Raw genomic sequence first — 13,250 nt, 5'->3', positions numbered from 1 at the left:
CTGGGCCAGCCGCTCAGGCCACGCCGCGTCCGGGTGACGACGAGCTGAAAGTGTCTCCTAGCCATTGCCTCAGACGATAAACCGACTTAACATATATCGAATTATTGCGCCGCGTTTGGAACGGAGGCCCATGTCGATCCCGTCGGTCGCCGAGGTCGCGGACGCCACCGCCAGGCATTTGGGTATGACAATCACCGAGGTGCGCAGGCAAACACGCTGGCGCCCAACGTGGTTCGTGCGTGGTGAGCGAGACGGTGTGCCCTTCGGCGTGGTGGTCCGCGGTGCCAGGGTCGACACGGAGGTGTTCCCGCTGCGGCACGAGATGACGTTTCACCGGATGCTCGAAGAGCAGGGAATCCCGGTCGCCCGGCATCACGGCTGGATCGAAGACCTGGGCGCCGTCGTCATGGAGATGGTGGGAGGCAAGCCCGATTTCGAAGGCGTGCCCACAGGCCAGCGTGATGCCGTGGTCGACGAGTACCTGCACGTCCTCGCGCGTCTGCATGCCCTGGACCCGGCACCGTTTCTGGACGCCGGAATCGCCCGACCACCCGCGCCCGAGCAGTCCGGGATCTGGCCCCACGCGCATCTGGAGCAGCGGTGGCGCTCACGCAAGCAGCACCCAGACGCGTTCCTCGAGTTTTGTCTGGGATGGATGCACCGCCACCCGCCGCGCAGCCAAGGCAGGCTGACGCCGATCCTGTGGGACACCGGGCAGTTTCACCACAGCGACGGACACCTGGTTGCGGTGCTCGACCTCGAGTTCGGTTGCGTCGCAGACCCGATGCTGGACCTGGCCGAGTGGCGGATGCGCGACACCCTCATCCCGTACGGCGACTTTCGGTCGCTGTACGCACGGTACGCCGAGCTGACCGGCCGTGAGGTCGACCTGGAGGCGATAAAACGTCACCACTTCGCGGCGACGCTGGACAACCAGCTCATCTTCGGCCCCGCGGTCTCCGACCCGGTGGACGAGACGGACCTGATGAACAACATGCAGTGGACCAGCGAGACCAACCTGCATGCCACCGAGGCTCTCGGGGAGCTGCTCGATATCGAGCTGCCCGCAGTCGAGCCCGCCGAACCGCGGCGCACGCGCCACGACCACACCTACGGGCATCTGGTGCACAGCCTGCGGGCACTCTCGGTGGGCGCCGACGACGATCTGGTGGGTCATCAGTTGAGGCTGTGCTTCCGGATGGCGCGACATCTGCAGCGGCTCAACGAGATCGGCGACGATTGCGCCGAGGCGGAGCTTGACGATGTCGCGCGGGTGCTGGGTTACCGGCCGGACACCTGGTGGGACAGCGATGCGGCGCTGGAACGTTTCGTGCTGGCCGACGCCGGCGTGGGCGTGCACGATGAGGAACTGGTGTGGCTGTTTCACCGGCGCAACCTTCGCCGTCACGCGCTGCTGGGCCCGGTCGGGTCCAAGATGGTCGCGCACTACCCGACGCAGCGGTTCGACGCCGTGGCCATCCGCTGATGCCGCGGTGCGCTCAGCAGCCGGCGATGATCTCGCTTCCGTAGCGGTTCAGTTGATCCAGCGCGAGCCGCGAGTCCTCGCCGGGAATCTTGACCACGAACGACGTGACGCCGACGGCGCCCAATTCGCCGAGGTGGTCGCGGTGCTGTTCGAGACTGGGCTCGCACGCCCACGTGCCGGCCTGCGGTGTCGCGACCTGGACGTCGACCCCGGCGGGGTCGCGGCCCTCGGCGGCCACGAAATCACGTAGCTGCCCGATTGCGACGCCGAGCTTTTCGGGAGTGTCCAGCAGCGCGGTGCGGTTGGTTTTGGCCGACGTCGGGTCGTTCATCAGCGGCGCCCAGCCCTGCCCGCTGCGGGCCACCCGCCGGCGGGCGTGCTCGCTGTTACCGCCGAACCAGATCGGCACCGGCTGCTGAACCGGCCGGGGCCGCGCAGTCTGCGCGATCGCCGTGAAGTGTTTGCCCGCAAAGCTGAACGCGTTGTTCGACCAGATGCCGGTCATCGCCGCGACGGCCTCGTCGAGTATTTCGTTGCGTTCGGAGAACTCCACCCCGAGCGCGGCGAACTCCGATCGCAGGTAGCCCGCCCCGAGCGCGAGCACGAGCCTGCCCTTGGACAGCACATCGACCGTCGCCGCGGACTTGGCGGTCAGCAGCGGGTTGCGATAGGGGGCGACGAGCAGCAACGTCATCAGGCGCAGCCTGGTGGTGACCGCGGCGCAGAATGCCAGTGCCGAGAATGGGTCCAACGCGTCGTGTCCACCAGCGTTCATCCACTTGTCGGACGGAGCGGGATGTTCGGTGAAGCCGACGGCGGCGAACCCGGCCTTCTCGGCGCTTTGCGCGACGGCGCTCACCACGTCGGGGTCGAGGAATTCCTCGTTGTACGAGGGATGGGCGACCGGGTACTCGAGCGTGAACCGCATCTGGATCCGTTCTGTCGTGCCGTCAGTGCCCGTCGGCCGGCATGCCCAGCGGGGCGGCCAGGGCGGTCATATCCGTTGTCGCCGAACTCAATTCGATACCGCTCTGCTGGGTAGTCACCGTCAAAAATCAATCTATCATATAGCGACTTCTGCAGAAGGCGTCCGACCCTCATCCGCTCGGTTCCCCCGGTCGTCATCGACATCGGCGGGTCTTTGTCTCACGGCGAAATCGTTGCCAGTGAACTCGGAATCCTTAGTGTCATAACCACTGGGGACGGCAGGCGCAGGCTGCCCATCGGCGATCGAGTGACCGTCGACTGCGGCGCGGGCTCGGTCCGGCTGCAGTCAGGTGATATGGCGGTCGAGGTGATCGCTTTCCGGTGAGGTCGGGTACTTCACCGCTTTGACCAGCCAGACAGTGTTTGCGACGAACTGGATGCCGAAGACCACCGCAGGCAACCAGAACACGAAGACTCCGTTCCATGCGAACGGCCCATCTTTGAAGAACTGCAACACGATCGCTGGGGTGTAGACAATCGTCGCCCAGATGTTGAGGTACCCAAGCCATCGCGGAAACAGGGGTCTGCGCCGGGAATCGGTGAGGATCGCAAAGGCGAACGCGAAGTTCTGGGCCATAAACGGCGCCCATGGCATCACCACGATGAACCACGCCATGTCATTGAGCGTCTGGGTGGTCTCCGGTGACCGCTCAGGGCGAAACGCGGTCACCGCCCACAGCATCGCCGGCATCATGAACGTCACCGCGGCCACCGCACCGCCGGCTAGCGCAACCCCCGCGGCGGTGTGTCCAGACCCCGGAATGCGGCGGATCTGACCGTAAATCGCTCCCGAGTAGACGATGTAGAACATCGACGCGAGAAGGATCAAGGCCGCACCGAACCGGATACCGGTCGCGTGCTGCTGATAGTGCGCAGCGATCTGGATCGCCGACGCACCGGGCCGCAACGGCGGCAAGAACCCACAAAACAGCAGGCCCCCGAAGAACAACAAGGGACACACCACACCGCTAATCGCACATAGCCGCTGGAAGGTTTGCTGAACCCTGATCGCCGAAGATCCCGAAGCACCGGCTGCCTCGACGGACATCGCCGTCGTCCCGCCTTCAAAGTCAGTCCCGCCACCGATGTCGTGCTGCAGTGCCATGACGATTACTCCCTACGATTGGGCTGACAGGTCGGGCAGCTCGAAACCAGATGTCGGAGCGCTCAATGAGCGGCGATGGCCGGCAAAGCCTTGCCCGTGCCCAATGACGCGGCCCCGCAAGACCTGCCGCACGCGCGGGCACTGAACAATTGTCAACACCGCCCACTTTCCGAGTCTGGGCACCCGGATCACCCAGATATTGGCCAAACTAACCTACGGTGAAATGACTTTCAATGGTGAGCCGAGATTCAATGGGTCCCATATCGTACCGGCCATGACCGGTAACGAGCAGGCCGATCGTCAAGAACGTCAGACCCGCACAAGATGCCGATGAACTCGTAATCCCTTGTGTCATCCATACTGTGGATGGCAGCCGCAGACGGCGCACCGGGGATCGGGGACCATCGATGGCGGCGCGGGCTCGGCCCGGGTGCAGCTACGGTAGTCGGCGGCGGGCAATCTCTTTCGCGGAAGCCGCATCGAGGCCGAAGCCGCGCAGCATCATCTCCGCGCCTCGCGACTCGGTCTTTGGACCCGCTGGGATGCGGCCGGCCAAAATCGCCCGAATGGCGGCCAGCGCGGCACCCGTGACCGACGTAAGCGCCAGGTGTAGATCGTCAACGGCGAATCGACCCGATTTCCGGCCACGGGACAGAGTCTCCATGGCCCAGGGCGTCACGGCGTCCTCGAAAATCGCGTTGACGCGATCGAGTTCGACGAGAACCCGCGCCACTTCGGGTTCGTCGCGGCTGAAGCGGAGGAAACGCCGGTAAGACGCCGAGGCCGCCTCGGCGGGATCGGTGAATTCGAGGGCGTCCCCGCCGATCCTTGCCGCGAGTCCGGCAAGCACGTCGGCCACCACCGCCTCGATGAGCGCCTCCTTTGACGGGAAATACGTGTAGAAGGTGCCGAAGCCGAGGTCGGCCAGGTCGGTGACATCGCCAATTCGAAGGTCTGACACGCCGTTCTCGGCGATCAGCTGGTGGGCTGCGGCCAGGAGCCGTTGCCGGGCCTCGGCCTTACGGCGATCGCGGCGTCCCATCGGGGCAGGAGACACACTCACGAGAGCAGTATCGCATTCGATCGACATCTCAATCTTGATTTTGTAATCGAGTTCGATGAAGATTGCAGATATGACGGAAACCACTCTCCCCACCGAAGCCGACTACCTGGTCATCGGGGCCGGGCACAACGGGCTGACCGCCGCGTGTTATCTGGCCCGCGCCGGACACCGCGTAGCCGTCCTGGAGGCATCGCCCACCGTGGGCGGCATGACCTCCACCAACGCCATCCTGTCGAAGGCGCCGGGCCACTACTTCAATGAGGGCGCGATCCAACTGACCGGAATCTTCCGGCTTTCTGGGGTCGCCGAGGACCTCGAACTGCACAAGTACGGGCTGCAGCAGATTTCGGTGGATCCCGCACACATCCAGTTGGCTCCGGACGGAAGCTCCTTGGCGATCTGGAAGGATGCCAGTCGCACCGCTGATGAGCTGCGACGGTTCTCACCCAAGGACGCTCGGGCCTGGCTGGACCTGGCCAATGCGCTGGATCCGATCATGGACCTGGTGGTGGCCTACATGAAATCGCACCCGCTGCGACCGTTCAACCGCGAGATGGCCAGCTCGCTGCTGGGCGCCGCGCGTCATCTCAAGGGTGCGTGGAGCCTGCGGAATATGGTGACCGCGTCGCACACCGAGTTCCTCGAAGAGACCTTCGAGACCGAGTTACCCAAGGGCGCGCTGGCAGCCATGGCAGCGTTTTCGCAAATGCGCTTGGATGCAACCGCCTGGGCAATGATTTATCTCGGTGTCGTACAGAAGGTTTCGAATGCGATGCCGGTCGGCGGCACCGGCGCGCTACCCGCCGCACTGCATCGCTGCCTCAGCGCGCTCGGCGGCACGGTGCACACCAACAGCCGGGTGCAGGAGCTCGTGGTATCCAACGACCGCGTGACGGGGGTGCGTCTCGAATCCGGCCAACTCGTCACTGCCCGCAATGGCGTCCTGACCACCTGTAACCCCGTCGTGACGCTCAACGAGCTGCTGCCGGCTGGCACGCTGGATACCAAATTATCGGTGCGCGCCAAGGACATTCCGATCCGCAAGACGCACGCCACATCGCTCAAGATCAACGTCGCCCTCGAGGGCCGCGTGACGATGAAGAAGCACGAGGACTGGCGCGGCGACGGTCTGGACCTGCGCAAGTACCTCATCGCCTGGCACACCCTGGAAGAACAGGACACCGCATGGAATGCCGTGGTGCGCGGACAGTGGCCCGACCCGGTTCCGGTGAGCTGCGCCATCATCCCCACCGCGGTCGATCCCACCCAAGCCCCCGAGGGCCGCGACAACCTGTGGCTGTGGTCGGGTGTCATCCCGGTGACACCGGAAGAGCCATGGGACGACGTGCGTGACAAGGTCGGCGACGCCGTATTACGTGACTCCGCCCAGTATTACGAAGGACTCGACCGACTCGAGATCGATAGGGCCGTACTCGGCGGACCTGATCTCGAAACCAGGTTCAACGCCCCTGCGGGCAACGTCTACCACGTCGACCCGCTGATCTCACGGTTCGGGCCACTCAAGCCGGCAGCCGGGCTGGCCGGCTATCGGACACCGGTCGAGGGCCTGTACCTCAGTGGCGCAGGCACCCACCCCGTCGGCGGTGTGTGCGCATTGCCGGGCAAGCTCGCCGCCCAGACCGCCATTCGCGACCAGAAGAAGCGCTGACAGCAGCGAGGCGCGATTGACGACGGCCTAGTTGGTTCGTCCTCCTCGCTCTCGACCGACTGCCGCGCGAACGATCGCTTCAGCCTCGTCCGGCGGAAGCCCGAGTGATGCGAGCACGTGGCGGGCGAAAGCGTGGTGGGCACCCCCGCCGTGACGACCGTCAAGGATTTCTCGGATCAGCGCGAACGCGCCGCCGATCACCGCCGTCAGCAGGACCTCGATATCGCCGACAACGAAGCGCCCACTTTGGATTCCGCGTTCCACGGCGATGCGCGCATACGGGTGGACGGCGTCGCCGAACAGCGCTTCGGAGTGGCCGATGTTGACGATCAGGCGGGCGAAGTCGGGTTCGTCGTAAGCGAGCCGAATGACTTGAAGGTTGGCCAGGGCCACGACCTCGGCAGGGTCGGTGTCGTCGTCGACATTGGCGATGATCGCGGACGTCAAGTCGGCAAGACTTTCGGTGATCACCGCCTCCAGGAGCTCCTCCTTGGACTGGAAATAGTTGTAAAAGGAGCCCAGCGCCACGTCGGCCTCTTCGGTGATGTCCTGGATGCGCAGGCCGGCCACCCCTTTGGCGGCGATCAGCGTTCGGCCGGCGTCCAGCAGCAACCGCCGGGTGCGCAGCCGCTGACGTTCGGTGCGCGTCGCCTTGCCATCGGTTTCGGACGTCACACCCGGATTCTTCCCCGATGAATAGATTTTCACTCTTGAAACTATATTCATCCGATGCTAGTTTGGCCATGCCGACGTGAACTGGCTCACAAATAGGGAGGGCGCGGCAATGGTAACGATGGTCTTGGCGGCGACGATTCCACAGCCGCCGGTCGACGCGGTGATGCCCAAAACGGCGGAGACGATCTTCAACGTCTTCATCTTCATTCCACTGGGCATCGCGTTGGCGCTGGCACTGCGCAAGCTGCTCAAGGGACAGGGACCGCTGCTGCTGTACTGCATCCTTGGCGGGGCGTTGGCGGCCTCCTTCGAGCCGATCGTCGACGTGCTCGGTTTGGTGTTTTTGAAGGAGCGGGGTGCGCTGGGCACGTTCACGATCCTGGATCGCACGATGCCGCTCTATATCTGTTTCGTCTACCCCTGGTATGTCGGCGGGCTGGGCTACTTCGCCTACAAGCTGTTCAAACGCGGCGTCACGATGCGGGATATGTTCCTGTTGTGGGCGTGCGACTTCCTGGTCGACGTGGTGCTGGAAAGCCCAGGCATCCTGGCGGGCACCTATCTGTATTACGGCCATCAACCGTTCAATTTCTGGGGATTTCCGCTGTGGTGGGGATTCGTCAACCCGGTGATGCCAATGGTGGCCGGCGCGTTGATCTTCCACATCCGCCCGCATCTCAACACCGCGTGGAAGCTGCCCGCGGTGATCGCGTGCGTCCCAATGGCCGACGGCATCGCCAACGGCGCCACCGCCTGGCCGATGTGGGCGTCACTCAACCAAGCGAATGTGTCCTACGTCTGGACTTACCTGGCATCCTTCGTCACCCTCGGCCTGGCGCTGTTCTCGGTGTGGATCATCGGGCTGTCCGTTGTCGGTCGCGGCGAGGTGGCCCACCCGGAGTCGGAGACGTTGTGGCAGAAGCTGAAAGCGATCGCAGCGCCACCCTCGCAGTCCGCGGTTCTTGACCCGGTCACCGCTTAGGAGCGGGCATGGCAATAGCAACGCATTCCGGTGACACCGATCTGTTACTGCCGCTGCCTGCGGCCGGGGAGCAGTGGGATCCGCACCTGATCCACACCCACTACTTCGGCTTCTCCGTTCCCGAAGCGGCGATCGGCGCCTTCCTGTACGTGCGCTACCAGCCGGCGTTCCCGCTGTCGCAGGGCGGTGTGTGCATCTTCCAGGGCACCGACAATGTCGAGTACACCGACATGGCGTTCCTCGATTACGAGATCACGATGCCCTGGCCGCGGGTCGAGGGCAGCACGATCACCACCGACAACGGCCTGAAGATCGAGTTCCTCGAGCCCGGCCAGACCGCGCGCATCACCTACCGCAGCAGTGACGGGAACACCGCCATCGACGTCCTCGCCGAGGGTGTGACCCCGCTACTGGCCCGCGGGCATGTCATGCCGGGCGAGGAAGACCACCACGATGTGGCCCGCGAACCGGGCGGCACCGAGCAGTTCATGCGCATGACCGGCGAGTTGCTGCTGGACGGCACGACGTATCCGGTCGACTGCTATGCCCCGCGGGACCGCTCCTGGCGCCAGATCCGGGTGGAACGCCGCGGCGCGGTCCCGGTTCCGCCGGTCGGCTGGTCACCGATGTATTTCGGCCCCGATCTCATCTTCAACCAAATCAGTTTCGAGCCGCTGGACACCAACCCAGCCTGGGCCGGGCTGTACAACGTCGGGGACCGTCCATCACATCATTTCGCCTGGATTCAGCGCGGCGACGAGACCCGGTCGATCAAGTGGGTGCGCCGCAACGTCCTCGAGTACCACCCGCGCATTCATCTGCCGATCCGCCAGGAGATCACCGCTGAGGACGAAAACGGGGAGCTTTACCGGTTCCAGGGTGAGGCAATCGCCTGCGCGTCGCTGCCGGCGTGGCCCAACACCTCGTTTCACGACAGCGTGTACCGCTGGACCGACGAACAGGGTCGAACCACTTACGCGACGTATCAAGAGCTGTGGTTCGACGAATACCAGCAGATGATGAAACGCCGGACGTTGGCATCTTCGCACTTATAAGAGTCGAAAGCCTTGTCTCGTTGGCATATTGGTGCAAAAGGAGCAAACGATGGCCTTGAAGAACACTATCGACACAGAGCTGGCCGCCAAGCGGCTCGCAAATTGGTTGGCGTCGAAATGGCCTGACGCGCAGGGCATAACCGTGACTGACGTGCAAGTGCCCGGCGCGGGTGGGCTCTCCAATGAAACAGTTCTCTTTACGGCGAACTGGCGTGATGCTGACGGTGAGCAGACCCAGGGCATGGCTGCCCGCGTGCAACCCGACAGCCCCGGTGTGTTTCCCGACTACGACCTGGCTAAGGAAGCCAACGTCATCAGGGCGCTCGGTGAGCACTCGCCGGTCCCGGTGCCCCCGGTGTACTTCTTCGAAGAGGACCGATCCGTCCTCGGTGCGCCATTTCTGGCAATGCAGCGGATCGACGGTCGAATTCCTGCCGACGATCCGCCGTTCACCGCGGCCGGGTGGGTGCTGGACCTGACGCCGGATGAGCGACGCCGAATGTGGCACAACACCATTGACGTACTCGCGCAGATCCACAGCGTCGACTGGCGCGCACTGGGACTGGAGTTCCTCGATACACCCGAGAACCACAGCGGTCTCGACGCGGGTCTGGCCAAATGGCGACGCACCTTCGAGTGGGCGGCCGAGGGCGAGCCGAACCCGACGATCGAGGCGGCGCTGCGCTGGTTGGACGAGCACCGTCCAGAGCAAGATGAACCCAATGTCCTCAATTGGGGCGATGCACGGGTGGGCAACATCATCTTCTCCGACGACCTTGCCCCGGCGGGTGTGCTCGACTGGGAGATGGTGGTGCTGGCCAGCCGCGAACAAGACCTCGGCTGGTGGCTGTTCCTGATGCGACACCACACCGAGGGGGTCGGCCTTCCCTTGCCGGCGGGTATCCCCGACCACGGCGAAACCATCGACTATTACGAACGGGCGACGGGCCACAAACTGCGCAACCTCGACTACTACGAGATCCTGGCCGGCACCCGGCTGGCGATCCTGATGGTCCGCGCCGCGCACATGATGATCGCCGCCGGAATGATGCCGGCGGACTCCCCGATGGCGCAAAGCAATCCGGCAAGCCAACTCGTCGCGAAGCTCCTTGACCTGCCGGCACCCACCGGAATCGCGACCAGCTTTATCGGGAATCGAGGCCAGTAACATGAACGCGCAAGCGACTTTCCAGCGATTTTGCGCATACAGCGGCATCGTCTGCGTGCTGCTGTTCTTCGGCGGTTTTGTCGCCGCCGGCTTTCTGCCGCCGCTGTCCCCGTCCATGTCAGCGGCACAAGTCGCGGCGCATTACCAGGCTCACACCAGCGGAATCCGGTTCGGCGCCGGGCTGATCTTTCTCAGCTCAACGTTCTACGTGTGGTTCACCGCGGTCATCGCGGGGCAGACGCGGCGCATCCCCGGCGTGCATCCCACCGTCGTCAACGCGGTGCTGGCCGGTGGGGCGTTCGGGTGTCTGACGTTTTTGGTGCCGGCGCTGCTGTTCGTCGTCACGGCGTTCCGTCCCGACCGTTCACCCGATTCGACCCTGCTCCTCAACGACATGAGCTGGATCATTTTGGTAATGCCCTGGGCGCCCTTCATGGCACAGTACTTTTCGTTCGCCTTTGCGATTCTCTCCGACCCGAGGCCCCAGCCGTTGTTTCCGCGCTGGCTGGCGTATTTCAACATCTGGGCCGAGTTGATGTTCACGCCGGCAATCGTTTTGCCGTTCTTCAAATCCGGTCCGTTCGCCTGGAATGGGTTGTTCGTCTTCTGGATACCGGCCGTGGTGTTCGGCGCCACATTCATCGTCAACTCGATATGGGTTCTCAAGGCCATCAACTCCGAAGCCGAGGAAACACTTGCTGCCGGGGCGACCGACGGCCAAGTGCTGCTGAGTCGCGAAACCAGCTCCACCTAGAGGTCAAGGTCTACATCGGGCTTGTGTGACATTGTGCGTCTCAATAAGCTAGCGGGGTCTCACAGGTACGGCCACTAGGGCGCTAACGGCAAGACTAGGGCGCTAGCGGCAGGGGAGGGAGTGTCTTGATGTCCGTCTTGAAAAAGGCCGCGATCGTCGCGTTGGGCGCCGTGACGACCGTTCTTTCTCTGGCAATTCCCGCCGGCGCCGACCCCGACCCATGTGGCACTCTTCCCATATTCATCTGCCACATGATCCCGATTGCGCCTGACCTCGACCACGATATTGATCTCACACAGGATCCCAGCGGACTGACAGTTGGGGGGGACGGGCAGAGCGCCGCCGATCAGCCCGGTGCCGTCCATAGGGGCGGCTAGGATCCGGTCGCCACCACAGCCGGCACATCACTCTCGCTGCGGGATGTCTTTCGGCTGCCTACCTGGCCTGCCAACGTGGTGGGCGTTTCTCTGCAAACGCGGACGCGCCTTCCTTGGCGTCGGCCGATTCCCTTACCCGAGCCGTGATCTCACGCTGCCATTCAAACGCCGGGAGGTCGGTCCAGTTGCTCTGATGGGAGAGAATCTCCTTCGTGGCCTTGACGGCAAGCGGTCCGTTCGCGGCGATCTTGGTCGCGACCTCACGCGCCGTTGCCAATGCCTGGCCCGGTTCAGCGAGCACCGAGACAAGTCCGTGACGCTCGGCATCTTGGGCAGTGATCGGTTCGCCCGTCAACGCGGTTAACATCGCCAGCGAGTACGGCAGGGCTTTCGGAAGCCTCAGCAGCCCGCCGGCGGCGGCAACCAGCCCTCGTTTGACTTCGGGCAAACCGAATTTGGCCTCCGTGCTCGCCACCACGATGTCCGCGCTCAAGACCAGTTCGCAGCCACCGGCGAGCGCCCAGCCCTCCACCGCCGCGATCAACGGCTTTGTCGGGGGACTTTCGGTAAGCCCGGCAAAGCCGCGGCCCGGGATAGACGGTGACTCGCCCCGCAGGAAGGCCTTGAGATCCATACCGGCACAGAATGTTCCGCCAGCACCCGTCAGGATCGCAGCGGTGAGGTCGTCGCGGGCCTCCAGGTCGTCGATCGCCGCGGCAATACGGGTGGCGACCGAGATGTCGACCGCGTTCTTGACTTCTGGGCGGTTGATCGTGATCACCATGATTCGGTCCGCTGTGTCGACGATGACGGTGTCAGTCACTGTCTGCCTCCTGAGTTTTTGCCAGTGTTGCCGGCGGCTAAGCCGAGATGTTCTCCCACAGTTGAATTTCGCCTTCCGAGCGGGTCCGGGCCCCGAGCCGCCGGCAATAGGCCGATTGAGATTCGTCGGCGTCTCTCAAGGCCCACAATGTGCTGGTGTAGCGGTGCAGGCCATACTCGGCCGTGATGCCGACGGCGCCGTGCAGTTGGTGGGAGGTGCGTGCCACCAGGCTCGCCGTAGTGGCCGTGCTGATGCGTGCCGCCGACACGGCGCCGAATCGGCGCAGCGCGGGTGTCTGGACGTCCGCGCACGCCGTGGTCGCTCGGCCCAGTGCCGACTGGGCGGACCTGATCTGCACCGCCATCTGCGCCAGAGCCGTCGACACCGCGGGAATCTTGATCAAGGGCGCACCGAATTGCTCGCGCTCCGTCACGTACCTCCGGGTGAGTTCGTATGCACCCCAGGCACTGCCGAGCAACGCAGCCGACCTTGCAAGAGCCAGACGGTCGATCACGTGGGGGGCGGATCCCAGCGGTATGTGCGCGACAGATGCGTCGTCGAGGCGCACACATCCATAGGGCAAGCCCGCGATGTCGTGGCCTGGCTCCACGGTGACCGTCTCCCCCGCCAGCGGGACCGTCACGACCGAGGAGGCGGTGACAATGACGAGCCCGCTGGCCGTGTCCGCGAATGGCACTCCCGCGAAGCTAGCGGTGACGGCGTTCGATAGGACATCCCAATCAGGCATCACGACGATCGTTTCGAAACCCTCACGCGGCGTGGCGCCAATGGCGTATGCGGCCGTGGATGCCTCGACGATCGGGGTGCTCACCCCCGCACGCGCCAATTCCTGAATAACGACCATCAGATCGACCAGGCTCCCGCCCGAACCACCTTGTTCCTCGGACATGCCAATTCCGGCGAGGCCTAGCTCGCGGACCTGAGCCCACACCGAATCGGTGTAGTCGTCGAGTTTCTTCCCGGCGTCTTCAGCGAGATTCCGGATGAGGTCGGTCAATTCGCGGGCAAATTCACTCATGGCTTGCTCTCGCTCTTTGCGACGATCGAAAGTAGAACATCCGAAGCACCTCCCCTGATCGTGAACC

14 protein-coding genes are annotated in these 13,250 nt (G+C 64.0%); 8 read left to right on the top strand and 6 right to left on the bottom strand.

Annotated elements, in window-relative coordinates; all coding sequences use genetic code 11:
- Positions 1–130 precede the first annotated feature (130 nt).
- Positions 131–1,486: a phosphotransferase gene (locus WAN02_RS07655; protein WP_422263560.1), complete on the top strand. Its 1,356-nt coding sequence runs from the start codon at positions 131–133 to the stop codon at positions 1,484–1,486.
- A gap of 13 nt (positions 1,487–1,499) precedes the next feature.
- On the opposite strand, the gene WAN02_RS07650 is transcribed toward WAN02_RS07655, so the two are convergent.
- Entirely contained in the window at positions 1,500–2,414 is a 915-nt protein-coding gene (locus WAN02_RS07650; RefSeq protein ID WP_422263559.1) for an LLM class F420-dependent oxidoreductase, read from the bottom strand.
- Positions 2,415–2,540: 126 nt separating this feature from the next.
- Between WAN02_RS07650 and WAN02_RS07645 the strand changes: the two genes are divergently transcribed.
- Positions 2,541–2,798, top strand: coding sequence for a PEP-utilizing enzyme (locus tag WAN02_RS07645; protein ID WP_422263597.1), 258 nt, complete (start codon positions 2,541–2,543; stop codon positions 2,796–2,798).
- On the opposite strand, the gene WAN02_RS07640 is transcribed toward WAN02_RS07645, so the two are convergent.
- Both WAN02_RS07640 and WAN02_RS07635 read right to left on the bottom strand, forming a co-directional pair.
- A complete protein-coding gene (locus tag WAN02_RS07640) occupies positions 2,760–3,578 on the bottom strand; it encodes a hypothetical protein (protein ID WP_422263558.1) in 819 nt (272 codons plus the stop codon). The genes WAN02_RS07645 and WAN02_RS07640 overlap by 39 nt on opposite strands.
- A gap of 436 nt (positions 3,579–4,014) precedes the next feature.
- Positions 4,015–4,641, bottom strand: a complete 627-nt coding sequence (locus WAN02_RS07635; RefSeq protein ID WP_422263557.1) for a TetR/AcrR family transcriptional regulator — start codon at positions 4,639–4,641, stop codon at positions 4,015–4,017.
- A 70-nt stretch (positions 4,642–4,711) separates the two neighbouring features.
- Between WAN02_RS07635 and WAN02_RS07630 the strand changes: the two genes are divergently transcribed.
- On the top strand, positions 4,712–6,310 hold the full coding sequence (locus tag WAN02_RS07630; RefSeq protein WP_422263556.1) for a phytoene desaturase family protein: 1,599 nt from the start codon (positions 4,712–4,714) through the stop codon (positions 6,308–6,310).
- A 27-nt stretch (positions 6,311–6,337) separates the two neighbouring features.
- Here WAN02_RS07630 and WAN02_RS07625 read toward each other — a convergent pair whose 3' ends face one another.
- Positions 6,338–6,985 carry a TetR/AcrR family transcriptional regulator gene (locus tag WAN02_RS07625; RefSeq protein ID WP_422263555.1) on the bottom strand — a complete coding sequence of 216 codons (648 nt, stop codon included), beginning with the start codon at positions 6,983–6,985 and terminating at the stop codon, positions 6,338–6,340.
- Positions 6,986–7,094: 109 nt separating this feature from the next.
- Here WAN02_RS07625 and WAN02_RS07620 point away from each other — a divergent pair, with 109 nt between their 5' ends.
- From WAN02_RS07620 to WAN02_RS07600, 5 genes are all read left to right on the top strand, one after another.
- A complete protein-coding gene (locus WAN02_RS07620) occupies positions 7,095–7,967 on the top strand; it encodes a hypothetical protein (protein WP_422263554.1) in 873 nt (290 codons plus the stop codon).
- An 8-nt stretch (positions 7,968–7,975) separates the two neighbouring features.
- Positions 7,976–9,022: a DUF4124 domain-containing protein gene (locus WAN02_RS07615; protein WP_422263553.1), complete on the top strand. Its 1,047-nt coding sequence runs from the start codon at positions 7,976–7,978 to the stop codon at positions 9,020–9,022.
- 49 nt (positions 9,023–9,071) lie between these two features.
- The gene (locus tag WAN02_RS07610; RefSeq protein ID WP_422263552.1) at positions 9,072–10,190 is read left to right on the top strand and encodes a phosphotransferase family protein; all 1,119 of its coding nucleotides are present in this window, start codon (positions 9,072–9,074) and stop codon (positions 10,188–10,190) included.
- A gap of 1 nt (position 10,191) precedes the next feature.
- Positions 10,192–10,944, top strand: coding sequence for a hypothetical protein (locus WAN02_RS07605; protein ID WP_422263551.1), 753 nt, complete (start codon positions 10,192–10,194; stop codon positions 10,942–10,944).
- Positions 10,945–11,072: 128 nt separating this feature from the next.
- Positions 11,073–11,321: a fibronectin-binding protein gene (locus WAN02_RS07600; protein ID WP_422263550.1), complete on the top strand. Its 249-nt coding sequence runs from the start codon at positions 11,073–11,075 to the stop codon at positions 11,319–11,321.
- A 58-nt stretch (positions 11,322–11,379) separates the two neighbouring features.
- Here WAN02_RS07600 and WAN02_RS07595 read toward each other — a convergent pair whose 3' ends face one another.
- A complete protein-coding gene (locus WAN02_RS07595; protein WP_422263596.1) occupies positions 11,380–12,105 on the bottom strand; it encodes a crotonase/enoyl-CoA hydratase family protein in 726 nt (241 codons plus the stop codon).
- A gap of 76 nt (positions 12,106–12,181) precedes the next feature.
- The gene (locus WAN02_RS07590) at positions 12,182–13,183 is read right to left on the bottom strand and encodes an acyl-CoA dehydrogenase family protein (protein ID WP_422263549.1); all 1,002 of its coding nucleotides are present in this window, start codon (positions 13,181–13,183) and stop codon (positions 12,182–12,184) included.
- Positions 13,184–13,250 lie beyond the last annotated feature (67 nt).

Source organism: Mycobacterium sp., from assembly GCF_049281135.1.
In the GTDB taxonomy this organism is placed as follows: domain Bacteria; phylum Actinomycetota; class Actinomycetes; order Mycobacteriales; family Mycobacteriaceae; genus Mycobacterium.
The sequence above is the reverse complement of the archived record's forward strand: the minus strand, read 5'-3'. Positions and strand labels throughout refer to the sequence as shown.

Coding starts and splice junctions, on each gene's coding strand:
- WAN02_RS07655 (WP_422263560.1), top strand. CDS start 131: ATGTCGATCCCGTCGGTCGCCGAGGTCGCGGACGCCACCGCCAGGCAT.
- WAN02_RS07650 (WP_422263559.1), bottom strand. CDS start 2,414: ATGCGGTTCACGCTCGAGTACCCGGTCGCCCATCCCTCGTACAACGAG.
- WAN02_RS07640 (WP_422263558.1), bottom strand. CDS start 3,578: ATGGCACTGCAGCACGACATCGGTGGCGGGACTGACTTTGAAGGCGGG.
- WAN02_RS07630 (WP_422263556.1), top strand. CDS start 4,712: ATGACGGAAACCACTCTCCCCACCGAAGCCGACTACCTGGTCATCGGG.
- WAN02_RS07620 (WP_422263554.1), top strand. CDS start 7,095: ATGGTAACGATGGTCTTGGCGGCGACGATTCCACAGCCGCCGGTCGAC.
- WAN02_RS07615 (WP_422263553.1), top strand. CDS start 7,976: ATGGCAATAGCAACGCATTCCGGTGACACCGATCTGTTACTGCCGCTG.
- WAN02_RS07610 (WP_422263552.1), top strand. CDS start 9,072: ATGGCCTTGAAGAACACTATCGACACAGAGCTGGCCGCCAAGCGGCTC.
- WAN02_RS07605 (WP_422263551.1), top strand. CDS start 10,192: ATGAACGCGCAAGCGACTTTCCAGCGATTTTGCGCATACAGCGGCATC.
- WAN02_RS07600 (WP_422263550.1), top strand. CDS start 11,073: ATGTCCGTCTTGAAAAAGGCCGCGATCGTCGCGTTGGGCGCCGTGACG.
- WAN02_RS07595 (WP_422263596.1), bottom strand. CDS start 12,105: ATGGTGATCACGATCAACCGCCCAGAAGTCAAGAACGCGGTCGACATC.
- WAN02_RS07590 (WP_422263549.1), bottom strand. CDS start 13,183: ATGAGTGAATTTGCCCGCGAATTGACCGACCTCATCCGGAATCTCGCT.